This is a genomic window from Actinomadura rupiterrae, from assembly GCF_024172125.1.
GTDB classification, from domain to species: Bacteria; Actinomycetota; Actinomycetes; order Streptosporangiales; family Streptosporangiaceae; genus Spirillospora; species Spirillospora rupiterrae.
The window spans coordinates 19,847-43,015 of the sequence record NZ_JAMZEA010000012.1; the positions used below are offsets into that span (position 1 = coordinate 19,847).

At 73.8% G+C, this 23,169-nt stretch carries 18 protein-coding genes and 2 tRNA genes; 12 read left to right on the forward strand and 8 right to left on the reverse strand.

What is annotated here, in order from left to right:
* Positions 1-152 precede the first annotated feature (152 nt).
* Positions 153-1,991, forward strand: coding sequence for a glycosyl hydrolase family 18 protein (locus FHU30_RS46545; RefSeq protein ID WP_301324153.1), 1,839 nt, complete (start codon positions 153-155; stop codon positions 1,989-1,991).
* Positions 1,992-2,112: 121 nt separating this feature from the next.
* Here FHU30_RS46545 and FHU30_RS35495 read toward each other — a convergent pair whose 3' ends face one another.
* Both FHU30_RS35495 and FHU30_RS35500 read right to left on the reverse strand, forming a co-directional pair.
* Positions 2,113-3,144, reverse strand: a complete 1,032-nt coding sequence (locus FHU30_RS35495; RefSeq protein WP_253881924.1) for a nucleotidyl transferase AbiEii/AbiGii toxin family protein — start codon at positions 3,142-3,144, stop codon at positions 2,113-2,115.
* Positions 3,141-3,761 carry a hypothetical protein gene (locus FHU30_RS35500; protein ID WP_253881925.1) on the reverse strand — a complete coding sequence of 207 codons (621 nt, stop codon included), beginning with the start codon at positions 3,759-3,761 and terminating at the stop codon, positions 3,141-3,143. The genes FHU30_RS35495 and FHU30_RS35500 overlap by 4 nt, the downstream gene beginning before the upstream one ends.
* A 65-nt stretch (positions 3,762-3,826) precedes the next feature.
* Between FHU30_RS35500 and FHU30_RS35505 the strand changes: the two genes are divergently transcribed.
* Both FHU30_RS35505 and alaS read left to right on the forward strand, forming a co-directional pair.
* Positions 3,827-4,513: an HAD family hydrolase gene (locus FHU30_RS35505; RefSeq protein ID WP_253881926.1), complete on the forward strand. Its 687-nt coding sequence runs from the start codon at positions 3,827-3,829 to the stop codon at positions 4,511-4,513.
* Positions 4,514-4,724: 211 nt separating this feature from the next.
* Positions 4,725-7,397: an alanine--tRNA ligase gene (alaS, locus tag FHU30_RS35510; protein ID WP_253881927.1), complete on the forward strand. Its 2,673-nt coding sequence runs from the start codon at positions 4,725-4,727 to the stop codon at positions 7,395-7,397.
* Positions 7,398-7,459: 62 nt separating this feature from the next.
* Here the strand turns inward: alaS and FHU30_RS35515 are convergent, their stop codons facing one another.
* Both FHU30_RS35515 and FHU30_RS35520 read right to left on the reverse strand, forming a co-directional pair.
* Entirely contained in the window at positions 7,460-8,497 is a 1,038-nt protein-coding gene (locus FHU30_RS35515) for an NAD(P)-dependent alcohol dehydrogenase (protein WP_253881928.1), read from the reverse strand.
* Positions 8,494-9,090: a TetR family transcriptional regulator gene (locus FHU30_RS35520; protein WP_253881929.1), complete on the reverse strand. Its 597-nt coding sequence runs from the start codon at positions 9,088-9,090 to the stop codon at positions 8,494-8,496. The genes FHU30_RS35515 and FHU30_RS35520 overlap by 4 nt, the downstream gene beginning before the upstream one ends.
* A 113-nt stretch (positions 9,091-9,203) precedes the next feature.
* On the opposite strand from FHU30_RS35520, the gene FHU30_RS35525 reads away from it, so the two are divergent.
* Positions 9,204-9,278 (forward strand) — tRNA-Pro (locus FHU30_RS35525).
* Between the two features lie 118 nt (positions 9,279-9,396).
* Positions 9,397-9,470: transfer RNA gene (locus FHU30_RS35530), tRNA-Gly, on the forward strand.
* Between the two features lie 48 nt (positions 9,471-9,518).
* On the opposite strand, the gene FHU30_RS35535 is transcribed toward FHU30_RS35530, so the two are convergent.
* Complete coding sequence (locus FHU30_RS35535; RefSeq protein ID WP_253881930.1) at positions 9,519-12,008, reverse strand: ATP-binding protein; 2,490 nt, start codon at positions 12,006-12,008, stop codon at positions 9,519-9,521.
* 182 nt (positions 12,009-12,190) lie between these two features.
* Between FHU30_RS35535 and FHU30_RS35540 the strand changes: the two genes are divergently transcribed.
* The 6 genes from FHU30_RS35540 to FHU30_RS35565 all read left to right on the forward strand — a co-directional run bounded on the left by FHU30_RS35540 (position 12,191) and on the right by FHU30_RS35565 (position 17,167).
* The gene (locus FHU30_RS35540) at positions 12,191-12,646 is read left to right on the forward strand and encodes a carboxymuconolactone decarboxylase family protein (protein WP_253881931.1); all 456 of its coding nucleotides are present in this window, start codon (positions 12,191-12,193) and stop codon (positions 12,644-12,646) included.
* Positions 12,647-12,749: 103 nt separating this feature from the next.
* Entirely contained in the window at positions 12,750-13,196 is a 447-nt protein-coding gene (locus FHU30_RS35545) for an iron chaperone (protein WP_253881932.1), read from the forward strand.
* Between the two features lie 59 nt (positions 13,197-13,255).
* Positions 13,256-14,092, forward strand: coding sequence for a transporter substrate-binding domain-containing protein (locus tag FHU30_RS35550; protein ID WP_253881933.1), 837 nt, complete (start codon positions 13,256-13,258; stop codon positions 14,090-14,092).
* Positions 14,093-14,233: 141 nt separating this feature from the next.
* A complete protein-coding gene (locus tag FHU30_RS35555; protein ID WP_253881934.1) occupies positions 14,234-15,058 on the forward strand; it encodes a sulfurtransferase in 825 nt (274 codons plus the stop codon).
* A gap of 142 nt (positions 15,059-15,200) precedes the next feature.
* Entirely contained in the window at positions 15,201-16,337 is a 1,137-nt protein-coding gene (locus FHU30_RS35560) for a Dyp-type peroxidase (RefSeq protein ID WP_253881935.1), read from the forward strand.
* A complete protein-coding gene (locus FHU30_RS35565; protein ID WP_253881936.1) occupies positions 16,334-17,167 on the forward strand; it encodes a family 1 encapsulin nanocompartment shell protein in 834 nt (277 codons plus the stop codon). Before FHU30_RS35560 ends, FHU30_RS35565 begins: the two co-directional genes overlap by 4 nt.
* Before the next feature lie 73 nt (positions 17,168-17,240).
* Here FHU30_RS35565 and FHU30_RS35570 read toward each other — a convergent pair whose 3' ends face one another.
* Positions 17,241-18,353 (reverse strand): cystathionine gamma-lyase, encoded by a 1,113-nt coding sequence (locus tag FHU30_RS35570; protein ID WP_253881937.1) that lies wholly within the window; start codon positions 18,351-18,353, stop codon positions 17,241-17,243.
* A gap of 166 nt (positions 18,354-18,519) precedes the next feature.
* A complete protein-coding gene (locus FHU30_RS35575) occupies positions 18,520-19,197 on the reverse strand; it encodes a MarR family winged helix-turn-helix transcriptional regulator (RefSeq protein ID WP_253881938.1) in 678 nt (225 codons plus the stop codon).
* Positions 19,198-19,345: 148 nt separating this feature from the next.
* Between FHU30_RS35575 and FHU30_RS35580 the strand changes: the two genes are divergently transcribed.
* Complete coding sequence (locus FHU30_RS35580) at positions 19,346-20,914, forward strand: carbon-nitrogen hydrolase family protein (protein ID WP_253881939.1); 1,569 nt, start codon at positions 19,346-19,348, stop codon at positions 20,912-20,914.
* A 22-nt stretch (positions 20,915-20,936) separates the two neighbouring features.
* Here FHU30_RS35580 and FHU30_RS35585 read toward each other — a convergent pair whose 3' ends face one another.
* On the reverse strand, positions 20,937-23,126 hold the full coding sequence (locus tag FHU30_RS35585; RefSeq protein ID WP_253881940.1) for an AAA family ATPase: 2,190 nt from the start codon (positions 23,124-23,126) through the stop codon (positions 20,937-20,939).
* Positions 23,127-23,169 lie beyond the last annotated feature (43 nt).

Sequence of the window (23,169 nt, forward strand, 5' to 3'; positions counted from 1 at the left end):
CGGGGCGGACCAGCTTGATCGCCCATAACCGCTGCGCCGAAACCCTTGCCGGGGCCCGGCGGCGCGGTTAACATCGCGGCGACTCTTAGGAAACTTTCCTAAGAATTCTTGAGATTCCTGTTGGTTCGGGGGCGCGAACTGATCGGAGAATCATGGCCACACCGGGCAGCCGACGGGTCCTCGCGGCCCTGTCCGCGCTCACCGCGGCGGCGGGGCTCGCGCTGACCGCGGCGCATCCCTCGGCGGCGGCCGGCGCCGTCACCGCGACCTGCACCAAGACCTCCGACTGGGGCACGGGCTTCGAGGGCTCGTGCACGATCAGCAACGGCACCGCCGCGCCGATCAGCAGCTGGAAGCTGGAGTTCGACACCGCGGCCGGGACCGCGATCACCTCGGCCTGGAACACCACCCAGACCCATTCGGGCAACCACTACACCTTCGCCAACGCGTCCTGGAACGGGACAGTGGCGGCGGGCGCGACCACCAGCTTCGGCTTCGACGGCAGCGGCTCGGGCTGGATCTCCGGCTGCACCGTCAACGGCGGCGCCTGCGACGGCTCGACCACGCCGCCCGGCGGGGACACCCAGGCCCCGACCGCGCCGTCCGGCCTGACGTCCACCGGCAAGACCGACACCACGGTCAGCCTGTCCTGGACGGCGTCGACCGACAACGTCGGCGTCGTCGGCTACGACGTCTACCGGGGCACGACCAAGGCGACCTCGGTCACCGGGACGTCCGCCACGGTCTCCGGCCTGACCCCGAAGACCGCCTACAGCTTCACCGTCAAGGCGCGCGACGCCGCCGGGAACGTGTCCGCCGCGTCCAACGCCGTGTCGGTGACGACCAACGACTCGGGCGGCACTCCCCCGCCCGGCGGCTCGAAGGTCATGGGCTACTTCACCGACTGGGGCATCTACCAGCGGAACTACCAGGTCAAGAACATCGACACCAGCGGCACGGCGGGCAAGCTGACGCACATCAACTACGCGTTCGGCAACGTCACCAACGGCCAGTGCGCCATCGGCGACAGCTACGCCGACTACGACAAGGCCTACACCGCCGCCGACAGCGTGGACGGCACGGCCGACTCCTGGGACAACGGCGCGCTGCGCGGCAACTTCCACCAGCTCCAGGAGCTGAAGAAGAAGTACCCCGGCATCAAGGTGATCTGGTCGTTCGGCGGCTGGACCTGGTCCGGCGGCTTCACCCAGGCCGCCGCGAACCCGGCCGCGTTCGCCGACTCCTGCTACAAGCTGGTCAACGACCCGCGCTGGGCCGGGCTCTTCGACGGCATCGACATCGACTGGGAGTACCCGAACGCGTGCGGGCTCAGCTGCGACACCAGCGGGTTCGCGTCGTTCAAGAACCTGATCGCGGCGCTGCGGTCGCGGTTCGGCTCGTCCCAGCTGATCACGGCCGCGATCACGGCGGACGCCACGTCCGGCGGCAAGATGGACAAGGCCGACTACGCGGGCGCCGCGCAGTACGTCGACTGGTACAACGTCATGACCTACGACTACTTCGGCGCGTGGGACGCCAAGGGCCCGACCGCCCCGCACTCCCCGCTGACGTCCTACTCCGGCATCCCGATCAAGGAGTTCAACAGCACCGACACGATCACCAAGCTGAAGGGCCTCGGCATCCCGTCCGGCAAGCTGCTGCTCGGCATCGGCTTCTACGGACGCGGCTGGACGGGCGTCACGCAGAAGGCGCCCGGCGGCACCGCCACCGGCCCGGCCGCGGGCACCTACGAGCAGGGCATCGAGGACTACCGCGTCCTCAAGTCCAAGTGCCCGGCCGACAGCGTCGTCGCCGGAACGGCGTACGGGCTGTGCGGCAGCGACTGGTGGAGCTACGACACCCCGTCCACGATCGGCGGGAAGATGGGCTTCGCGAAGTCCCAGGGGCTCGGCGGCGCGTTCTTCTGGGAGATGTCCGGCGACACCTCGAACGGTGAGCTGGTCTCCGCGATGCGCAGCGGCCTCGGCTAGCTCCTCCCTCGGCTAGCTCACCCCGGTCGCGGTCCGGCCCTCCCCAGAACGAGCCGGACCGCGACCCCACCCAGAAGGCCCCCGGTACACCTCCCACCGGGGGCCTTCGAAACGTCCGGGGTCAGCGGCCCTCGAACGTCGGGCGCAGCGACTCGGCGAGGTGGTCGATGTACCACTGGGGCGAGGCGGCGACGTCCGGACGGTCCTTGCGGAACTCGTCCCACTCGACGTACTCCAGCTCCTCCCGGAGGGTCCGCTCGGTCACCGGGAAGTGCCGGTACTGCTCGTCCGCGAGGTCGAACACCTTGCGGAGCAGGTCCGCGGACAGGGTCGTCCGGTCGGCGAGCAGGCAGGCGTCGAAGAGGTCCTTGCCCTCGGGGTAGGAGTCGCTGGTCAGCCAGAGCAGCTTCCAGGCCAGCGACAGCTCGGGCGTCGCGGCCAGGACGCGGACCGGGTCCCGGCCTCCGGCCAGGGCCGGGATGCCGGTGAACTCGGGCGCGGCGGGCAGCCGCTCGTTGAACACGAAGTCGAGCTGGACGGTGCCGGTGCCCGCGTCCTCGGACGTCCACGGCAGGATGACGCGGCGGCCCGGAACCCGGTCGTACGTCCAGATGTCGGACCAGACCGCGTCGTCCGCGTCGATGAGCACCGGCGTGCCGGATCCCGCGTCCTCGCGGGAGGCCGCCTCTTCACGGGAGACCGCCTCGGCCGCCTGGGCGACGCCGGTCAGAAGGGTGTCGGTGCGCTCCTCCTTCACGCCCCAGCTCTGCGGCCGGAGGACGAAGTCCAGGTCACCCGGCTCGCGCGCGACGGAGCCGTACCAGGCGTAGAGCAGCATGCTTCCGCGCAGCATCAGGTTGTCCACCCACGGCGAACCCGCGACACCGGCTACCACGTGGTCGATCGCGCGCCGCCGCGCGGCGAACCAGCGTCCGCCGCGGTGCGTGTCATCGAACCTCGGCTCGCTCGGACGCAGCGCGCGGGCGTAGTGCTTCACAGCCGGGTCGAACACCGCCACCTGCTCGGCGTCCGGCACCGGCCGGATGCCCGGCGGGAGCCAATTGCGCTCGGCGGTCTGCGCGTCGGGCGCGTACTTCGGCAGCGGGTCCGCGGCCGACCAGGGGCCGTGCCGCATCTGGTGCCAGACGTTCATCGGGTCTCCTCGGTGATCCATCCGTCGTCGAGGGACGGGGTGTCGTCGTGGACGACGTACTCGCGCTCGACCTCGACGATCTCGTAGGACGCGGCGCGCAGCGCCTCGACCAGCGCGTCCAGGCGGGCCGTGGCGGTCGGTGCGCCGACGCGGTGGCAGCGCTGGGTGACGAAGCGCTCGGGCCGTCCGTCCGGGCGGACGCGCCGGACGTTGCGGGACACGTGCGCGCCGTGCGCCACGGCCGTCCGGGTCAGCCCGGCGAGATCGGCGTCCGGGTCGAGCAGCAGCTTCACGTGGTGCTCGAAGTAGGAGCCGAGCGCCTCGCCCGCCGCGTCGGTGCGCGGCACGCCGTCGTTCCACGGCGCGGCCTCGACCTTGACGCGGACGACGTCCAGACCGTCCGCGCGCAGCCCGGCGGCGGTCCGGTCGGCCTCCGCGAGCACGTCGCCGAACGCGCCGGACCGGCGCAGGCTCAGCATCGGCTGCGCCGGCGTCCGGCCGCGCGCCAGCTCGATCAGGGTGAGCTTCAGTCCGCTCGCCGCGGCGGCCGCGCGCGCCCGCGGCGCGTCCGGACCGGCGACGGTCAGATGGATCTCGAAATCACCCTTGATGTCCACGGAAGCGATGGTCGCAGAAGGCCGAGCGCTGCCTCACCCGGATTTCGGCTGCGAGAATCCCGGTCATGCCCCTCCGCACCGCCGCCGTCCTGTTCGATCTCGACGGAACGCTGATGGACCACGCGACCGCCGCCACCCGCGCGATCCTGGAGTGCTGGCCAGGCGCGGACACCGGGTTCGTCGAGCGGCGCTGGAACGAGCTGACCGACGGCTACGTCGAGCGGTATGCCAGGGGTGAGATGAGCTTCGCCGAGCAGCGGCGGCGCCGGGCGATCACGCTCGCGCGCGAACTCGGCCACCCCGGCTGGGACGACGCGAAGGCGGACGCGTGGTTCGCGGGCTACCTCGCCCGCTACCAGGGCCACTGGGCCGCGTTCCCGGACGTCCTGCCCCTGTTCGAGGAGCTGGCGGCGCGCGGGCTGCGGTTCGGGATCGTGACCAACGGGGACGGCTCGCAGCAGCGGAGGAAGCTGGAGCGGATCGGCGTCCTGCCGCACGTGGCGGACTGCGTCATGGCGTCCCGGGAGGTCGGCGCGGCCAAGCCGGACGCGGCGATCTTCACGGCGGCGTGCGCGCGGCTCGGGCTGCCGCCGGACGCCGTCCTGCACGTCGGGGACCTGCTCGACACCGACGCGCGGGGCGCGGCGGCGGCCGGGCTGACCGGGGTCTGGCTCGACCGTCCCGGCACCGGAACCCCAGCGGACGTGGCCCGCATCACGACCCTCGCCGACCTCCCCGGGCTGCTCCTGTGACGGGCCCCGGCGCGTAACCGGGATGAAGTCGCGGGTTCCGGCGGTTACATTGGGTCAGACCTGAGCCACTCGGATGGAGTAAGAGCAAGAGCGATGGGCCTTCACGAGGTGGGGCGGCGAGCTAGCCGCGCCGAGCCGGAGAACGCGCGAACCCGCGCGGTCCGGCTCGGCGGTGTGCGCCGCTGCCCCGACCACCTCGTGAGGGTTCACCATGCTTTCCACTGACGTCCGCTCGACCTTCCTGACCTTCTTCCGCGAGCGCGGCCACTTCCGCGTGCCGTCCAGCCCGCTGGTGCCGGACGATCCGACCCTGCTGCTGGCGAACGCGGGGATGAACCAGTTCAAGCCCTACTTCCTCGGCGAGCGCGAGCCCGGGCACCGGCGGCTGATGTCGGTGCAGAAGTGCGTCCGCACCACCGACATCGAGAACGTCGGCCGGACGACCCGGCACGACACGTTCTTCGAGATGCTCGGGAACTTCGCGTTCGGCGACTACTTCAAGCACGAGATCATCCCGTGGTCCTGGGAGCTGCTGACCGGGCACTACGGCCTCGACCGGGACCGGCTGTGGGTCACGGTGTTCCGCGACGACGACGAGGCGGAGGCGATCTGGCGGAGCCTCGGCGTTCCGGCGGACCGGATCCAGCGGCTCGGCATGGCCGACAACTACTGGTCGATGGGCGTCCCGGGGCCGTGCGGGCCGTCGTCGGAGCTGCACTACGACCGGGGGCCGGAGTTCGGGCCCGAGGGCGGCCCGGCGGTGGACGGCGAGCGCTACCAGGAGCTCTGGAACCTGGTGTTCATGCAGAACCTGCGCGGCGAGGGCACCGGCAAGGACGGCTACGAGGTGCTCGGGCCGCTGCCCGCGCGCAACATCGACACCGGGCTCGGCCTCGGGCGGCTCACCGCAATCCTCCAGGGTGTCGACACCGCGTGCGAGACGGACATGATGCTGCCCGCGTTCCGGTTCGTCCAGGAGCGGGCGGGACGGGAGTACCCGGGACGGCACGGCGGCGAGGTCTCGACGTCCATGCGGGTGGTCGCGGACCATGCGCGGACGGCGGCGTTCCTCATCGCGGACGGCGTGCTGCCGTCCGGAGACGGGCGCGGGTACGTGCTGCGGCGGCTGCTGCGCCGCGCGATCCGGCACGCGCGGCTGCTCGGCATCGAGGGGCCGCTGCTCGCGGACCTGACCGGACGCGTCGCGGACGGCCTCGGCGGCGAGTGGCCCGAGCTGGTCTCCGGCCGGTCGCTGATCGCGAAGGTCGTCTCGGTGGAGGAGGAGCGCTTCGACCGGACGCTGCGGCAGGGGTCGCGGCTGCTGGAGTCGGCGATTTCGAAATCGTCCGGGAGCCTGCCGGGGCGGACGGCGTTCGAGCTGCACGACACCTACGGCTTCCCGATCGACCTGACCCTGGACGCGGCGCGCTCGGCGGGCCTGACCGTGGACGAGGACGAGTTCGGACGGCTGCTCGAAGCGCAGCGCAGGCAGGCGCACGAGGCGAGCCAGGGCCGCAAGGGCGACGCGGTCGCGCGGCAGGATCTCTACAGGGGCGTCCTCGCGCGGCATGGGCGCACCGAGTTCGTGGGGTACGACGGCACATCGGCGGAGAGCCGTGTCGTGGCGCTCCTAGATGGCTCGGAGTCGCGTACGCGCGCGCACGAGGGCATGACGGTCGAGGTCGTCCTGTCCCGGAGTCCGTTCTATGCGGAGGCGGGCGGGCAGGTCGGCGACACCGGGCGCGTCGTCACGCCGTCCGGGACGCTGGAGGTGCTCGACACCCGGCTCGGCCTGGACGGCCTGCACGTGCACACCGCGCGGGTCGTGGCGGGCGAGGTCGGCACCGGCGAGGAGGCGGAGGCGGTCGTGGACGCGGACCGGCGCGCGGCGACCGCGCGGTCCCACAGCGCGACGCACGTCCTGCACGCGATGCTGAAGCGGGTGCTCGGCGAGCACGCGGCGCAGCGCGGTTCGCGCGTGGAGCCGGGCCGGCTGCGGTTCGACTTCGCGCACTTCGGCGCGGTGACGGACGGCGAGCTGGCGACCGTCCGGACGCTGGTGAACGACTACCTCCTGGACGATCCGGACGTCCGCGTCTGGGAGGCGGACCGCGCGGCGGCGGAGGCGGCGGGCGCGGTCGCGCTGTTCGGCGAGAAGTACGGCGACCACGTCCGGATCGTGGACATCGGCGACGCGTCCCGCGAGCTGTGCGGCGGGACGCACGTCGGCCACGGCGCGCAGGCGGGCCCGGTGCACCTGCTCGGCGAGTCCTCGGTCGGCTCCGGCCTGCGCCGGATCGAGGCGCTGACCGGCCCGGACGCGCTGCGGCACTACGACCGCGAGGGCGAGCTGCTGCGGGAGCTGGCGCGGCTGCTGTCCGTCCCGGCGGACCAGGCGCCCGACCGGCTGCGGCAGCGGCTGGCGACGCTCGCGGAAGCGGAGCGCGAACTCACCGCGCTGCGTGCGGCGGACCTGTCGTCCCGCGCGTCCGTGCTGGCGAGGTCCGCGCAGCCCGCGTCCGGCGTCGTGCCTCACACGGGGCCGACCGGCGCGGTCGCGGCGGACGTCCTGGCGGTCTGCGCGCCCGTGGACGGAGTACCCGCGGATTCGCTGCGCGGGCTGGCGTCGGAGACGCTCGGGCTCATCCCCCGGCCCGGCGCAGTCGTGCTCGGCACGGTCGCGGACGGCAAGGCGCTGCTGGTCGCTGCGGTTTCGGAAGGGCTCGGCATCCAGGCGCGGGACCTGCTCGGCGACGCGGCGCGCGTGGTCGGCGGCGGCGCGGGCGGACGCGGCCCGCTCGCGAACGCGGGCGGCCGCCGCACGGACGCCCTCCCCGAGGCGCTCGCGGTGGCGGCGCGGACCGTCCGGAACGTCCTCGGCTAGCCCGCCCGCTCCCCGGTCAGCGGCCGGTCGCCGCACCCGGCCGCTGACCGGTGAGCTCCGGGTCAGTTGGGGACGATGACGGCGCGGCCGTTGACCTTGCCTTCGTGGAGGCGCTGGTACGCGAGCGGCGCCTCGTCGATGGAGTAGGTCTCGACGTGGACGTCCACCGATCCGGCGCGGGCGAGGTCGAGCACCTCGATCAGCTCGGCGCGGCTCCCCCAGTACGGCGCCCGGACGGACGCGTCGTACGCGATCGACCCGAACCCGACGCTGGCCGCGCCGCCGCCGATGCCGACGATCGCGACGTCGGCCTCGACACCTGCGACGCCGGTGGCGGTCGCGGTGGTCGGCGGCGCGCCGACGAAGTCGAACACGGCCTGGGCGCCGAGCCCGCCGGTCAGCTCGCGGACGCGCGCGACCGCCGAGGCGTCCGATGTGACGACCTCGTGCGCGCCGACCGTCCGGGCGAGGTCGAGCTTCTCGTCCGACACGTCCAGCGCGATCACGCGGGCCGGGGACAGCGCCCGGAGCAGCTGGATCGCGACGTGCCCGAGCCCGCCCGCGCCGATGACCACGGCGGTGCTGCCGGGCACCAGGCGCGGCAGCGCGCCCTTGATCGCGTGGTACGGCGTCAGGCCCGCGTCGGTCAGCGGGACGCTCCGCACCGGGTCGAGGCCGCCCAGCGGGACGAGGTGGCGCGGCGCGTCCACCAGCAGGTACTCGGCGAGCGCGCCGGGGGCGCCGAGGCCGGGCGGGCGGATGCCGAGCGCGGCGGCCCGCAGGCAGTAGTTCTCCTTGCCCTGCGCGCACATCGTGCAGGTCCCGCAGCCCCACGGCCCGTACACCGCGACGGGCTCGCCGAGCACCAGGCCGGTGACGCCCGCGCCGAGCTTCGCGACCGTGCCCGCGCCCTCGTGGCCGAGGGTCAGCGGGAGCTTGAGCCCGGTCTCCTCCGGCGGATGGCTCATCACCGCGAAGTCCGAGTGGCACACCCCCGCGGCCGTCACCTTCAGCAGCACCTGGCCGGGGCCCGGCTCCGGGTCCGGTACCTCGACGACCTCGGGAAACGTGCCGAACTCGCGATATTGGACAGCCTTCATGCTCTTCCCCCCAGTTCGGCGGCGAGCACGTCGAAGGCGCGGCGGGCCGACTCCTGCGGGCCGCCGTCCTCCTCCGGGTGCTCCTGCCACCATCTGATCGCGGCGCGCAGCGCCCCCGCGCACGCGGCCGCCAGTACGACCGGGCGCAGGTCGTCCGCGCCCAGCCGGTCCGCGAAGATCTCGGCCGTCCGGTCCTCGGCCGCGGCGATGACGCGCTGGTAGGCGGCCTCCGCCGGGGCCTCGGCATGGACGGTCCGGAGCAGCTCCGCGCGCGCCTCGTGCGGCGCGCCCGATCCGAGCCAGTCGAGGACCGCGTTCCGGTAGGCGACGACCGGACGCTCGTCCGCCGGCCGCGCCGCGAGCGCCGCGTTGATCCGCGCGCAGTCGTCCCGGACGGGCTCGACCAGCGCGTCCTCGCGGCCCGCGAAGTACCGCGAGAACGTCCGGCGGGACACCCCGGCCCGGTCCGCGATCTCCTGGACGGTCAGCGCCCGGAAGCCGCGCTCGGCGACGATCTCCAGGGCCGCCGCGGCGAGCGCCGCCCGCGTCCGCGCCACCCTGCGCGCCCGCGGTCCGGACTCCGCAACACTCACATCTCCACGCTAGCTCGCAAACTGTCCCATCGGGACACGAGCCCCCCTGACCCACACCGCCCGCCCGCGCATCTGCGCCGACACCGCCGGACGGGATAGACTGCCGCGTGCTGCGGGCTGTAGCGCAGTTTGGCTAGCGCACCGCCTTTGGGTGGCGGGGGTCGCCGGTTCGAATCCGGCCAGCCCGACGGACGAGGCGCGGCGGGGGCCCAGAGGTCTCCGCCCGCCTCCGCCCGGTATCGAAGCGGCGACCGGTCCGAAAACCCGGTACGCTACGGTTGCGGCCGAGGCGAGAGCCCGGCGCACGCGGATGTAGCTCAATGGTAGAGCCCTAGTCTTCCAAACTAGCTACGCGGGTTCGATTCCCGTCATCCGCTCCAGAACGCGAAAACGGCGGCCATTCGGCCGCCGTTTTTTCGTTTCTCGCATCAGGCCGTCGGGGGCTGGAGGAGGGCCTGGCCGGCCGCCCGGTGCTCGGCCGCGGCGGGCGGGTCGGTCTCGGCCAGGACGGCCGCGATGCCCTCGTGGGCCAGGGCCTCCTCGTGCCGGTATCCGACCGCCGGCGCCAACTCAAGGGCCTCGCGGTGCAGGCGCAGGGCCTCGTCCGGCAGGCCCGCCAGGCGGCAGGTCTCGCCGTAGCCGTTGAGGAAGTGGATCTTCCAGTGCTCCTCGAACAGCTCGTCCAGCAGGGCGAACGCCTGGCGGTGGCTGGCGAGGGCCTCGTCGTACCGGCCCATCCGGCGCAGGGCCACGCCGAGGCAGTTGAGGCACCACGCCTCGTTGTGCTTGTGGCTGTCCTCGCGGGCGAGTTCGAGGGCCTGGTTGAGGTGGTCGGTCGCCTCGTCGGGGTTCTCGTGGGCGATGGCGACGCCGAGCGTGATGCGGGCCGTGAGCGTGGACGGCCAGGCAGGATCGGAACTGGTCAGATCGAGCGCCTCGCGGGCAAGGCGGGCGGCGTCGTCGCTGAAGCCGAGCTGTTGGAGGGCCCATGCCTCGTAGGCCGTGGCGTGGGCCTTTCCGGTGACCGAACCGATGCTCTCGTAGAGCTTCCCGGCCTGGCGGAAAAGGTCCAGGGGTTCTTCGACGTGGCCTTCGTCCCAGAGGAGGAAGGCCCGGCGCATGGTCAGCTCGGCCAGTGACCAGGTGTCACCGGTCCGGGACACCAGGGGCTCGGCCGCGTCGTAGGCGGCGTGGGCCTCGGCCATGCGTCCCGCGTTGTAGCGGGCGAAGCCGAGGTCGCTGTGCGCTTCGGCGAGGCGGCGCGGGTCGTCCAGGCGCTCGGCGGCGTCCAGGGCGCGTTCGAACAGGCCGTTCAGGTGGGTGGTGCCGCAGCGGCGGGCGAAGTACGCGCGCATGAAGCGCGGCAGCTCGCACGCGTGGACGTCCGCGCCGGACGCTACGGCCGTGTCGAAGACCGTCATCAGGTTCGTGTACTCGGTGCCGAACCAGAAGAGCGCCGCATGCTTGTGCTGGAACGTCGGGAGTTCGGCCGGTGCCTCGCCCGCAGTGGGCGGCTGGCTCCGAGACAGGTAAGGCATCGCCGATTCGGCGGACGCCGCCGCGTGGACGTAGTAATCGAGGACGCGCTCCAGCGCACGGTCGCGGTCGGCCTGCGAATCGTGCTCCGCGGACGCTCGGCGGGCGTGCGCGCGCACGAGGTCGTGCAACCGGTAGCGTCCCGCCGCGGGCTGCTGGACGAGGTGGGCGTCGAGCAGGTCCTCCAGCATCGTCCGGGCGGTGCGCAGGGGGACGTCCGCGACGGCCGCCGCCACGTACTCGTCGAAGGACGACCCGGGCAGCAGCCCCAGCAGGCGGAAGAAGCGGCGCTGCGCCCGGTCGAGCTGCCGGACGGACATGTCGAAGGCCGTGTCGAACTCGCTCGGCCCCTCGGCCATGCGCTCGACGAGGATGCCGACCGTCCAGCCGGGGCGGTGCCGGAGGCGCGCGGCGGCCAGGCGCAGGGCCAGCGGCAGGTGCCCGCACAGCCGCAGCACCTCGGCGGTGTTCTCGGGCTCGCGGGCGAGCCGCCCTTCCGGACGGGCCGCCTCGCCGCTCGCGCGGGCGAGCAGCTCGGCGCTCTCGGCCGGGGACAGCACGTCCAGCGAGACCGGCGGCACCTCGTCCAGGCCGAGCAGGCGGTTGCGGCTGGTGATCAGCGCGACGGACTCCCCCGCGCCCGGCAGCAGGTGCCGGACCTGCCCGGCGTCCGCGGCGTTGTCCAGGACGACCAGCGCCCTCCGGGTCGCCAGCTCCGCGCGCCAGCAGGCGGCGAGCGGCTCGATGCCGCCCTCCTGCGGGATCTTCTCGGACGGGACGTCCAGCGCGGCGAGCAGCGTCCGCAGCGCCATGTCCGGGTCGAGCGGCTCGCGTCCCTCGGTGAAGCCGTGCAGGTCGAGGTAGAGCTGGGCGTCGGGATACTCGGAGGTCAGCCGGTGCGCGGCGTGCACGGCCAGGCAGGTCTTGCCGACGCCCGCCATCCCGTCGACCGCGACGAGCCGGTCCGTCCGGACCGCCTCGACCACGGCGGCGAGCGCGTCCTCGCGCCCGGTGAAGTCGGGCACGTCGCGCGGCAGGTCGTTGCGGGGCGGGCGCGGCGCCCCGGCGGGCGGCGACGGCGGCTGCACCTGGCGGCTGGTCTTCGGCGGCGCGGGCAGCGGGCTCCCGGCCCGCTCCCACAGCGGACGCAGCGGACGCGGGTCCCGCTTGACCAGCCGGCACAGCGCGACGACCGCGGGCCACGGCGGGACGGTCTGCCCGCTCAGGTACCGCGACAGCGAGGACGAGCTGAGCCCGGCGTCCCGCGCGAGCGCCCGGACGCCGCGACCGGACAGCTCCTGGACGAGCCGCAACCGCTCGGCCAGCTCGTCCTGCGGGGCGGCCGCCCCCGCACCGGACCCCGTGCGCTGCTCTGAAACCACCGCGACCTCTGTGTCCCGCTGGAGAAGAAACTTCTCGAACCGTATCTTCGCTGGTCGAGACGGTAGCAGCTGTCCCATGGTGTCCCACGGGGATCGTCCCGCGCGGCCCGCCCGGCTGGAATAGGGCCATGCCCCGAGCACGGGGCGGACGGAACGCGAAACCCCTGGTAGAGGAGACCGAAATGCAGGCTCGCATGCAGAACCCGGCCATGGTCCTGTCCGGCGCGATGAAGCCGATCCAGGAGCTGTTCAAGGCCGTGCACACCGGCGGCGTGGACGAGCAGACCCTCGAACTCGTCCACCTGCGCGTCAGCCAGATCAACGGGTGCAGCGCGTGCGTGGACGCCGGCGTGAAGGGCGGCCGCAAGGCGGGTGTGAGCGAGGAGAAGCTGGCCACCACCGCCGCCTGGCGCGAGGCGCCGTACTTCTCCGAGGAGGAGCGCGCGGCGCTGGCCCTGGCCGAGGCCGCGACCCGGCTGGCCGACCGTCCCGACTCCGTGAGCGACGAGATCTGGGACGCGGCCGCCACCTACTTCGACGAGAAGCAGCTCGCCGCGATCGTCATGATGATCAGCGTGACCAACCTGTTCAACCGGCTGAACGCCACCACCCGGCAGATCGCCGGCGCCTGGGGCTGAGCCGCCCGGTCCTTGTCCTTACCGAACGTCCACACCGAGTCCTTACCGAACGTCCACACCGAGTCCTTACCGAACGTCCACACCGAGAGCGAGGAGAACGGCCATGGCCGCGAAGAACGAGTCCGAGGGCTTCACCACCGAGGAGCGCGCCGCGATGAAGGAGCGCGCCAAGGAGGTGCGGTCCGCCAAGCGCCGCACGTCCGCCGCCGAGAAGGCCGCCGAGGCCGAGCAGGAGGTGCTGGCGAAGATCGCCGAGTTCCCCGAGCCGGACCGGGGCATGGCCGAGCGCGTTCACGCGATCGTCAAGGAGAACGCGCCGGGCCTCGCGCCGAAGCTCTGGTACGGGATGCCGTCCTACGCCCTGGACGGCAAGGTCGTCTGCTTCTTCCAGAACGCCGACAAGTTCAAGGCCCGGTACGCCACGCTCGGCTTCAACGACAGCGCGCGGCTCGACGACGGGACGATGTGGCCGACCGCCTACGCCCTGACCGAGCTGACCGAGGCGGTCGAGGCGCGGATCGCCGAGCTGGTGAAGCGCGCGGCGGGCTGAACGGCCGTATGTGGCCGACTTCCCGCGTCAACCCCGCACGCGTTGTTAGCGTGCGCGCCATGCGGAGAGTGGTCACGCCCGGACGCGCGGCATTCCTGGCGGTCTGGACGGCGGCGGGCCTGGCGGCCGCCGGATGCCTGCCCGGCGCCCAGGCCGGCTCGGGCCTGCTGGCGAAGCCGACCCTCGTCGCCGGCGTGCGGCCCGACCTCCCGGGGATCGGCGAGCACGGCCAGGGCGGCTCGTTCCAGGGCCTGGACGTGGACGTCGCGACCTACATCGCGCACGCGCTCGGCAAGCGCGTCCGGATCGTCCCGACGGTGGCGGCCGATCGCGAGCGGTTCCTGCTGAAGGAGAAGAGCGTCGACATCGTGCTCACGTACTGGGTGCGGGCCGACTGGAAGACCCGGATCACCTTCGCCGGGCCGTACGTGCCGTCCTACCAGGACATCCTGGTCCGCGCGGACGAGCAGCGCATCCGGAACGTGCACGACCTGGCCGGGCGTCCGATCTGCGCGGTCAGGGGCGCGGGCGCCTCCGACCTGGTGATCAAGGGGCTGCGCGTGCCGGCCCGGCCGGTGCCGACCGACGGCTACAACCAGTGCACCACGATGCTGCGGGACGGGCAGATCGACGCGATCACGACGAACGACACCATCCTGGCCGGGCTGCGCAACGCGCAGGGCGCGTCGTTCCGGCTGCTGAACGCCCGGTTCGGCGAGCAGCGCACCGGCATCGGCATGCGCCCCGGAGACCCGGACGGCTGCGAGGCCGTGAACAAGGCGATCACGCAGATGTACCAGGACGGGACGATGGCGAAGACCATGCGGCGCTGGTTCGGCGGCTCCGGGCTGGACCTGTCGGTCGTCGCCGTGCCCCAGTTCGAGGGCTGCGAGTGACGGGAACGGCCCGGGCCACGGGAGCGGCCCGGGTCACAGGGGCGGCCGGGGTCATAGGGGCGGCCGGGGTCACAGGGGCGGCCGGGGTCACAGGGGCGGCCGGGGTCACAGGGGCGGCCGGGGTCACGGCATCATGACCGGGTGGACATCTCACAACCGCTGGTCGATGCCGACTGGCTGAAGCAGCATCTCGGAACTCCCGGCCTGGTCGTCCTGGACGCGTCGGTGGGCGCGGAGCGCGGCGGGCCCGAGCGCATCCCCGGCGCGCGGCGGTTCGACATCGACGGCGCGCTGTCCGATCCGGAGAGCCCGCTCCCGCACACGATGCCCGGGGCGGAGCGGTTCGCCGAGGAGATGCGCGCGCTCGGCGTGAGCATGTCCGGCGCGGTGGTCGTGTACGACGCGGCGGGCGTCTACTCCAGTGCCCGCGCCTGGTGGATGCTGCGCGCGATGGGGTTCGACCAGGTGGCCGTCCTGGACGGCGGGCTCCCCGCGTGGATCGCCGCCGGCCTGCCCACCGAGACCGGCGAGCCCGAACCCCCGCTGGAGCCGGGCGACTTCGAGTCGCGTCCCCGTCCGGGCTCCTTCGTCGGCGCGGACGAGGTCGCGGAGGCGCTGGACGACCCGTCCCGCGTCGTCCTGGACGCGCGCTCGCCCGGCCGCTTCGCCGGGACAGCCCCGGAGCCGCGTCCCGGCCTGCGCGGCGGCCATATGCCCGGCTCGGTCAACCTTCCGTTCCTGTCCATCCAGGACGGCGGCCGGATGCTGCCCGCGGCGGACCTCCGCGAGCGGTTCGCGGGCGCGACGGGAGGCCGCGAGCGCCTCGTGGTCAGTTGCGGCTCGGGCGTCACCGCCTGCGTGCTCGCCCTGGGCGCCGAGCTGGCCGGGTACCGCGACCTCACCGTGTACGACGGTTCCTGGAGCGAGTGGGGGCTGCCGGGCTCGCGTCCCGTGCAAACGGACTAACGGGGCGTCTCCGGGCGGCGGCGCGGGCGTTTCGCGGGTATCCAGTGTGTCTTGGGTGACGTTTGGGGTTGCCCTGCCGCCTGCGGCGGTAAAGGTGAACCTAGGGCCAGGAGATCACCCCCGAGCGACGACAGGAGCAGCCATGCAGCGGCCGCAGTCGCAACCGCGGCAACGCCAACCCCAGGCGGTGCTGAACCCGCTCACCGAGGCCGCCGTGTTCCTCGTCGTGACGATCGACGAGGGGGCCGAGCAGGTCGTCCACGACCTGCTCGCCGACCTGTCGGGCATCGTCCGCGCGGTCGGCTTCCGGGTGCCGAAGGGCGGCCTGACGTGCGTGACCGGCATCGGGTCCCGGGCCTGGGACCGGCTGTTCTCCGGGAACCGGCCCGCCGAGCTGCACGAGTTCACCGAGCTGGACGGCCCCCGGCACCGCGCCCCCGCCACCCCCGGCGACCTGCTCTTCCACATCCGCGCGGGCGCCATGGACCTCTGCTTCGAGCTGGCGTCGCAGATCATGGACCGGCTGCGCGGCGCGGTGACCGTCCAGGACGAGGTGCACGGGTTCCGCTACTTCGAGAAGCGCGACCTGCTCGGCTTCGTGGACGGCACCGAGAACCCCGCCGGGCTCGCCGCCGAGCGCGCCGCCCTGGTCCCGGAGGAGGACGACCCGGAGTTCGCGGGCGGCAGCTACGTGATCGTCCAGAAGTACCTCCACGACCTCCAGGCGTGGAACGCGCTGCCCGTCGAGGCGCAGGAGCTGGTGATCGGCCGCCGCAAGCTGTCGGACATCGAGCTGTCCGACGAGGCCAAGCCCGCCGACTCGCACGTCGCGGCGAACACCGTCAACGACGCGGACGGCGAGCAGCAGCAGATCCTTCGCGACAACATGCCGTTCGGCTCGGTCGGCGCGGGCGAGTTCGGCACGTACTTCATCGGCTACTGCCACACGCCCGAGACGACCGAGCAGATGCTCCGGAACATGTTCCTGGGGACCGCCGCGTCCGCCGGACGCCACGACCGCATCCTCGACTTCTCCACCGCCGTCACGGGTTGCCTGTTCTACTCCCCGACGTCCGACTTCCTGGACGACCCGCCCGACCTGCCCGCCGCGTCCGGAGCATCCGAGGCGTCCGGGGCGTCCGGGGCGTCCGCCGTGGCCGCCGATGCCGCGGCCGTGCCCGAACCCGCCGTGCCCCTGCCGTCCGCCGCCCTAACCGACCTGACCCCGCGCGATCCGTTCGGGTCGCTGGGCATCGGTGGTCTGAAGGAGACGCCGTGAACAACCTGCATCGCGAACTGGCACCGATCTCCGGCGCGGCCTGGGCCGACATGGAGGAGGAGATCCGCCGCACGTTCAAACGGAACATCGCCGGACGCCGCCTGGTGGACGTCCCCGACCCCGCCGGGCCCGAGCTGGCCGCCGTGACGACCGGCTACCTCGACCCCGCCGCCTCCCCCGCGGACGGCGTCACGGCCGAGCTGCGCACGAGCCGTCCCGTCGTCCGGCTGACCGTGCCGTTCACCGTCTCCCGCAAGGCGGTCGACGCGGTGGAGCGCGGCGCGAAGGACGCCGACTGGCAGCCCGCCAAGGACGCCGCGACCAAGCTCGCCCGCGCCGAGGACCGCGCGGTCTTCCACGGCTACGAGGCCGCCCGCATCACCGGCATCGCCGAGGCGGCCGTCAGCGTCTCACCGGCGCGCGCCCTGCCCGCCGAGGCGTCCCACTACCCGGACGTCGTGGCCGAGGCGCTCGGCACGCTCCGCCTCGCCGGAGTGAACGGCCCGTACGCGCTGGTGCTGGGCTCGGACGCCTACACCGCCGCCACGCAGTCGTCCGACCAGGGGTATCCGGTCTACCAGCACCTCGCGAAGCTGCTCGACGGCGGGATCCTGTGGGCTCCGGCGGTTGACGGCGCGGTGGTGCTGAGCACCCGCGGCGGCGACTACCAGCTGTCGCTCGGCCAGGACCTCTCCGTCGGCTACACCAGCCACACGGCCACGGACGTGACCCTGTACCTGGAGGAGTCGTTCACGTTCCTCGCGTTCACCGCCGAGTCGGCCGTCGCGCTGACCGGACCGGCCGGTGAAGCTCACCCGACCGGTTTCTGACGGCGGATTTCGGACCGGAACAGCCACGTTCGCGGGCGGCCAGGCCACAGAAGTGTGGCCTGGCCGTTCGCTGTCAGCGCCCGGCGGTGTCGAGGGCCTGGAGGACGTCGGCGATGAGGTCGTCGGTGTCCTCGATGCCGCAGGAGAAGCGGATGAAGCCGGGCGGGACGGCGTCGCCGCCCCAGCGCGCGCGGCGCTCGGCGGTGCTGGTCACCGAGCCGAAGCTGGTCGCCTCCGTGACCAGGCGCAACGCGCCGAGGAACCGGTCGGCGGCGTCCTGCGACGGCAGCGCGAACGACACGACGCAGCCGAACCGGCTCATCTGCTTGGCGGCGAGGACGTGCGCCGGGTCGTCCGCGAGGCCGGGGTAGCGCAGGCCGCTGAGCAGCGGGTGCCCGCGCAGGGCGGTGGCCAGCGCCAGCGCGTTGGCGGTCTGCCGGTCGAGCCGCAGGGCGAGCGTGGCCAGCGACCGGTGCGCGAGCCACGCCTCCATCGGGCCGGGGATCGCGCCGACCGTCTTCCGCCACGTCCGGACGGCCTGGGCGAGCGCCTCGTCGCGCGTGGTGACGTGGCCGAGCAGCACGTCGCCGTGGCCGGTCAGGGACTTGGTGTCGCTGGCCACGGCCAGGTCGGCGCCGAGGTCCAGGGCGCGCTGCCCGAGCGGCGTCGCGAGCGTGTTGTCCACGGCGACGAGTGCGCCCGCCTCGTGCGCGGCGGCGGCGATGCGGGCGATGTCGCAGACGTCGAGCCCGGGGTTGGACGGCGTCTCCAGCCAGACGAGACGCGCGCCCCGCACCTCGTTGAGCTGGGCGTTCCCGGCGGTCGGGGCCATGCGGACGGTCACGCCGTACGACTCCAGCCGGTCGCGCAGCGCGCGGGACGTCTGGTAGCAGTCGTCCGGCATGACGACCGTGTCCCCGGACGACACCAGCGACATCATCGCGGCGGACACCGCGGCCATGCCGGACGAGAAGACGGTCGTGAGGCCGCCGCCCTCCAGCTCGCTGATCGCGTCCTCCAGCAGCGTCCACGTGGGGTTGGTGTCGCGGCCGTAGGTGTAGGGCCCGGCGACCTCGCCGGCCAGGTGGAAGTGGGAGGCGAACGTCGGGCCGGGGAGGCCCGGCGCGTGCTGCTCGGCCTCGGGCCGCCCGGCCCGGACGCTGCGCGTGCTGTCGCCGTCGACCATGCCGTTCCTCCTTCGGACGTGCTCTCGGATCGTCCGACCGAAGGCTAACGGCACTGGTCAGGCACGCCGGATCCCGGGGCGGCGGATCCCGGGGCGGCGGATCCCGGGGCGCCGGATCCCGGGGCGGCGGATCCCGGGGCGGCGGCAGGCCCGTCCGCCGAAGCGGTCAGCGGCGGCGGTGGCTCGGGGACGGATCGGGGTCGGCGTCGCGGCGAGCCGGACCGGACGGCGAGGGCGCCGGAGCGGGCGCGTCGCCGTCCACTGGGGACGGCAGCAGGCCGATCTCAGACAGGTAGGCGCGGCCCCGGGGCGTGATGTCCCACAGGTTGCTGCGCCACTCCTTGCGCCGCCACACGACACCGGCGGCGAGCAGCCGCCGGCCGACCCGGCTGATCTCGGTGTCATCGGTGCCGAGTTCGGCCGCCAGCTCGCGGTTCGACCGGCCCGGACGGGCGGCCACGGCGACCAGGAAGCGCGCCGCGTGGCCGCCCGGACGCAGGCCGAGCTGGAGCCCCGACGGCATCCGGCGGAGGGCCCAGTGGGCGACGTCGATCAGTCCGAGGATCCGGCCGCGTTCCTCGCGCTGGTCGGGGTCGAGGGCCGGGACGTCGAGGTAGTGCGTCCGGTAGAGCCACTGGAGGCCGTCCTTGATGGCGGTCAGCGACGGTTCGTCCGCGCAGAGCGAGGCGTCGGTGATGAGCATGCCGAGCGCGCTGAAGTGCCCCTCTTCCAGGGACTTCGCGTGCTCCATGGTCTCCAGCAGCCGCTCGGCCTCGGCCGTCCTGCCGCCGCTCGCGCCGAACGCGGTGGTCGTCGTCGCCATCTGCGCCGTCCTCGGTCTCATCGACTGGTACTCCTCCACTGTCCGCCGGTGCCAAGTGAATGTCAAGTGACTCACCCGGTTCGCGCCGGACGGCACGAAACCCCTACGCCGTCGGGGCTAGCATCGATGGACACACCCTGTAGCGCGCTGTCACCCCCGGAGGGCGCACATGACGGATCGGCTCGCGGCGTACCCGCACGAGCCCGCGGAGTACCCGGCCGACCCGGCGGACCTGTTCGTCCGGCTGTACGACGAGCTGCCCGCGGAGCTGCACCGCTCCTGGGACCCCGGCGCCTGGTACGAGAAGGACCAGGTCCGCCGCGCGGCCGCCGCGCTGCGCGAGCGGATCGCCGCGGACGGCGCGCTCGACCCCGCCGAGACCGCCGCGCTCGTCGCCGCCGAAGGCGACCAGGGCCGGTTCACGCTGCTGCTCGCACTGGACGGCGCGCTCGCCCTCGCCAACCCCTACGGGCCGTTCTACGACGCGTCCGCGATGACCGGGATCACCATCCGCTACCTGGTCGACGGGCGGTTCGACACCGGCGCGGCGGGCGGCGCGCTGCTCCCCCGCTGCGCCCTCCCGGGACGGCCCGAGGGCATGCGCACGCTGCCGGACCTGTTCGGCGTCCACCGCGTCCCGGCGCACCTGTGGAACGGGATCGAGCACACGCAGCTCCCGGCCGTCCACGACCCGCACCTGCCGCGGGACGAGCCGGTCGAGATCGGCTGCGCGCCGCTGATGGAGACCTTCGACGACGTCCGGATCGAGTTCGGCGAGCGCGCCGGACGCCAGGTGTACCGGCTCAAGCCGTCCGACACGGCGGAGGTGCGGTCCCGCATCCGGACGATCGTCCGGCGGCTGGACGAGGCGGGCGCGCGGATCGCGGTGCTGCCCGAGGCGACGCTGACCGACGGCCTGCTGGACGAGTGGAAGGAGGCGGCGTTCGACACCGCGCGCCGCGGCGGCCCGCTGCGGCTGCTGATGGTCGGCTCCGGCCCGCTCGGCTCCGGTGCGCCCGGCGGCGGTGCGCCCGGCGACGGTGCACCCGGCGGCGGTGCACCCGGCGGCAGTGCGCCCGGGGGCGGTCCGCCGCCGAACCGCGCGGTGCTGATCGACCGCTGGACCGGCGAGGAGCTGCTCGTCCAGGACAAGATGAGCCCGTTCGTGCTCGGCGAGCAGCAGATGCGCGGCTGGGCGCTGCCCGGCCACCCGGACGCGGGCACCGCCGAGGAGGACATCGCGCCCGGCGCGGCGGTCCGGCTGCTGGACTGCTCGCTCGGCCGGCTCGCCGTGCTGATCTGCGAGGACCTGAACCGCGCGGACCGCTGGGACCGCGAGCTGATGGCCGCCGGCGCGTCCCACCTGCTGGTCCCGGTCTTCGCCAAGCCGATCCTGCGCTTCCGCTGGGAGGAGCAGAACGCGCAGCGCCAGGTCAACACGCTCGGCGCGTGGGTGGTCGTCGCGAACAGCCTGGTCGTCGGGAACGGCATCCCGCCCGACCCGGCCGAGGGCGAGCGGCACACCTGCCTGGTCGCCGGGCCGGACGGCGCCGCGCGGCTCGACTACGCGCCGGTGCTCGCCTTCGGGGTCGCGGCGCACGGCGACGAGCCCGGCCTGACCGCGGACGGCAAGCTCCCGTCCGTCCACACGGGAGCCGCGCACGAGACCTGGCTCCCGCACTGGACGGACACCCTGGACGACCACCCCGGCCCGGCCGAGGAGATCACCATCCCCTGACCAGGCCGGACGGCCCGGCGCGTCAGGCCGGGCCGGGGTCCGGGGAGCGGCGGCGCGTGCGGCCCTCGACGAGCTTCTGGTCGGGGACGTTCAGCGACAGGCCGGACTTCCGCCAGGGCGTCTCGGCGGCGGCGCGGGCCTCTGCCGCCTCGTCCGGACGGTCCAGCTCGTCCAGGGCGACGGCGGTCAGGGCGAGCACGCGGCCGCGCAGGTAGTCGTCGCCGATCCGGCCGAACAGCTCGGCCGCGCGGGTGCCGACCTCGACGGCCTCGGCGGGCTGCCCGAGCTGCATGTGCGCGACGATCGTCCGGGGCAGGCACCACGCCTCGCGGAGCGGCATCCCGCGCGTCCGGAAGATCTCGCCGGCGGTCTCCAGCTCGTCCAGCGCGCGCCGCGGGTCGCCCGCGTAGAGGGACGCGACGCCGAGCCCGAGCCAGCACAGGCCCTCGGCGTTCGCGTCGGCGGCCGGCCCGGCCAGCGCGAGCCCGGCCAGCCCGTGCCGCCGCGCCTCCTCGGGCATCCCGGTCTCGGCGTAGGCGAGCGACAGCTGGCCGTGCGCGCGGCTGATGAAGGCGTCATCGCCGGTCAGCCCGTCGAGCGCGTCGGTGAGCAGGCAGATCGCCTCGTCCGCGGCGCCCATCACGCGCGCGCCCGCGCCCATCGCGAACAGCACGCCGGCGGGCAGCAGCTCCGCCGGGACGGTCGTCCGGTCGGCGAGCGAGGGCACGACGAACAGCCGCCCGACGAGCCGTCCGGGCGAGCCGCCGCCCGCGAGGTAGCCGTGGATCGCCGCCATCACGTTGCGGTTCTCGGCCCGCATCCAGGCGATCATCTCCGCCGCGTCCGCGAAGTGCAGGCCGGTGTGCAGGGCGTCCGCCGCCGCGCTGTGCGCCGCGACGACCTCCGGCTCGGAGTACACCTGGTACAGCGCGAACGTCTGCCGGAACAGGCCGCGAATGCCCGCAAGGAAGTGCTCCAGCAGCCGTTCCAACGCGCGGGCGCACGAGACCGGGCCGTCGCCGCTCTCGGCGAGTCCGCGCGCATAGAGGCGCAGGAGGCTGTGATACACGTACCGGCCGGGCGCGCGGCATTCCAGCAGGCCGGAGTCGACGAGCGACTCGCAGAGGTCCTCGGCGTCCAGGACGTCCAGGTCGAGCAGCGCGGCGGCCGCCTCGACCGAGAAGTCCGGCCCCTCGTGCAGCGCCAGCAGGCGGAACGCGCGGGCCTCCTCGATGCCGAGCTGGGCGTAGCCGAGCGCGAAGCACGACTCCACGGCCTCGTCGCCGATCCGCAGCTCGCCGAGCCTGCGGCGCTCGTCGGCGAGGCGCCCCGCGAGCACCGCCGGGCGCATCCGGGGCCGGGCGGCGAGCCGGGACGCGACGATCCGCACCGCGAGCGGCAGCAGCCCGGACGCGTGCACCAGCCGCAGCGCCGCGTCCGGGTCGGCGGTGATCCGCTCCGGTCCGGCGACGCGTTCGAGCAGCGCGGTCGCGGCCTCCGGGGTGAACGGCGCGAGGTCCAGGTGCGCGGCGACCGGCAGCTCGGCGAGCCTCGTCCGGCCGGTGACCAGCACCGCGCTGCCGGTCTCGCCGGGCAGCAGCGGCGCGATCTGCGCGGCGTCGCGGGCGTCGTCCAGCACCACCAGGACGCGGCGTCCGGCGAGGTGGGAGCGGAGCAGCGCGGCCCGGCGGTCCGGTTCGGGCGGGATCTCCCGGTCCGGCGCGCCGAGAGCGCGCAGGAACTCGGCGAGCACCCCGGCGGGAGCGGCCGGGGCCGGGCCGGTTCCGTGCAGCTCGGCGTAGAGCTGGCCGTCCGGGAACGCGTCCCGGACGGTGTGCGCGACGTGCAGCGCGAGCGCGGTCTTCCCGATGCCGCCGAGCCCGGCGACGGTGACGACGGGCACGGCGCTGCCGTTCCTCGTGGTGAGCGCGGCGGCGAGGCGCGCGGTCTCGTCGTCCCGTCCGGTGAAGTCCGGCAGGTCGGCGGGAAGCTGCGCAGGCGGCAGCGCCGCCCCCGCCCCCGCCCGCGCGCCCTTCGCGTCACCGGACGGTGGCCAGTCGCCGCTGACGGGCTGCGGGCTGGGCGTGCCGGCGGGCACCGGGCTGGGCGTGCCGGCGGGCTGCGGGCTGGAAGCTGGTTCGGGCGTTCCGCTGGACGGCGTCTCGGACGGACTGTCGGCGGAAAGCCCCTTGGCGGGTGGCACGTCGGACATGGCGATCCCCTCGTTCCCCTCACTCAGGCAGTAATTTTGCATG

Bases quoted from the DNA above. Each gene is read 5' to 3' on its own strand.
- FHU30_RS35575 (WP_253881938.1), bottom strand. From the start codon at position 19,197: ATGAGACCGAGGACGGCGCAGATGGCGACGACGACCACCGCGTTCGGC.
- FHU30_RS35580 (WP_253881939.1), top strand. From the start codon at position 19,346: ATGACGGATCGGCTCGCGGCGTACCCGCACGAGCCCGCGGAGTACCCG.
- FHU30_RS35560 (WP_253881935.1), top strand. From the start codon at position 15,201: ATGCAGCGGCCGCAGTCGCAACCGCGGCAACGCCAACCCCAGGCGGTG.
- FHU30_RS35570 (WP_253881937.1), bottom strand. From the start codon at position 18,353: ATGGTCGACGGCGACAGCACGCGCAGCGTCCGGGCCGGGCGGCCCGAG.
- FHU30_RS35545 (WP_253881932.1), top strand. From the start codon at position 12,750: ATGGCCGCGAAGAACGAGTCCGAGGGCTTCACCACCGAGGAGCGCGCC.
- FHU30_RS35550 (WP_253881933.1), top strand. From the start codon at position 13,256: ATGCGGAGAGTGGTCACGCCCGGACGCGCGGCATTCCTGGCGGTCTGG.
- FHU30_RS35505 (WP_253881926.1), top strand. From the start codon at position 3,827: ATGCCCCTCCGCACCGCCGCCGTCCTGTTCGATCTCGACGGAACGCTG.
- FHU30_RS35540 (WP_253881931.1), top strand. From the start codon at position 12,191: ATGCAGGCTCGCATGCAGAACCCGGCCATGGTCCTGTCCGGCGCGATG.
- FHU30_RS46545 (WP_301324153.1), top strand. From the start codon at position 153: ATGGCCACACCGGGCAGCCGACGGGTCCTCGCGGCCCTGTCCGCGCTC.
- FHU30_RS35515 (WP_253881928.1), bottom strand. From the start codon at position 8,497: ATGAAGGCTGTCCAATATCGCGAGTTCGGCACGTTTCCCGAGGTCGTC.
- FHU30_RS35585 (WP_253881940.1), bottom strand. From the start codon at position 23,126: ATGTCCGACGTGCCACCCGCCAAGGGGCTTTCCGCCGACAGTCCGTCC.
- alaS (WP_253881927.1), top strand. From the start codon at position 4,725: ATGCTTTCCACTGACGTCCGCTCGACCTTCCTGACCTTCTTCCGCGAG.
- FHU30_RS35495 (WP_253881924.1), bottom strand. From the start codon at position 3,144: ATGAACGTCTGGCACCAGATGCGGCACGGCCCCTGGTCGGCCGCGGAC.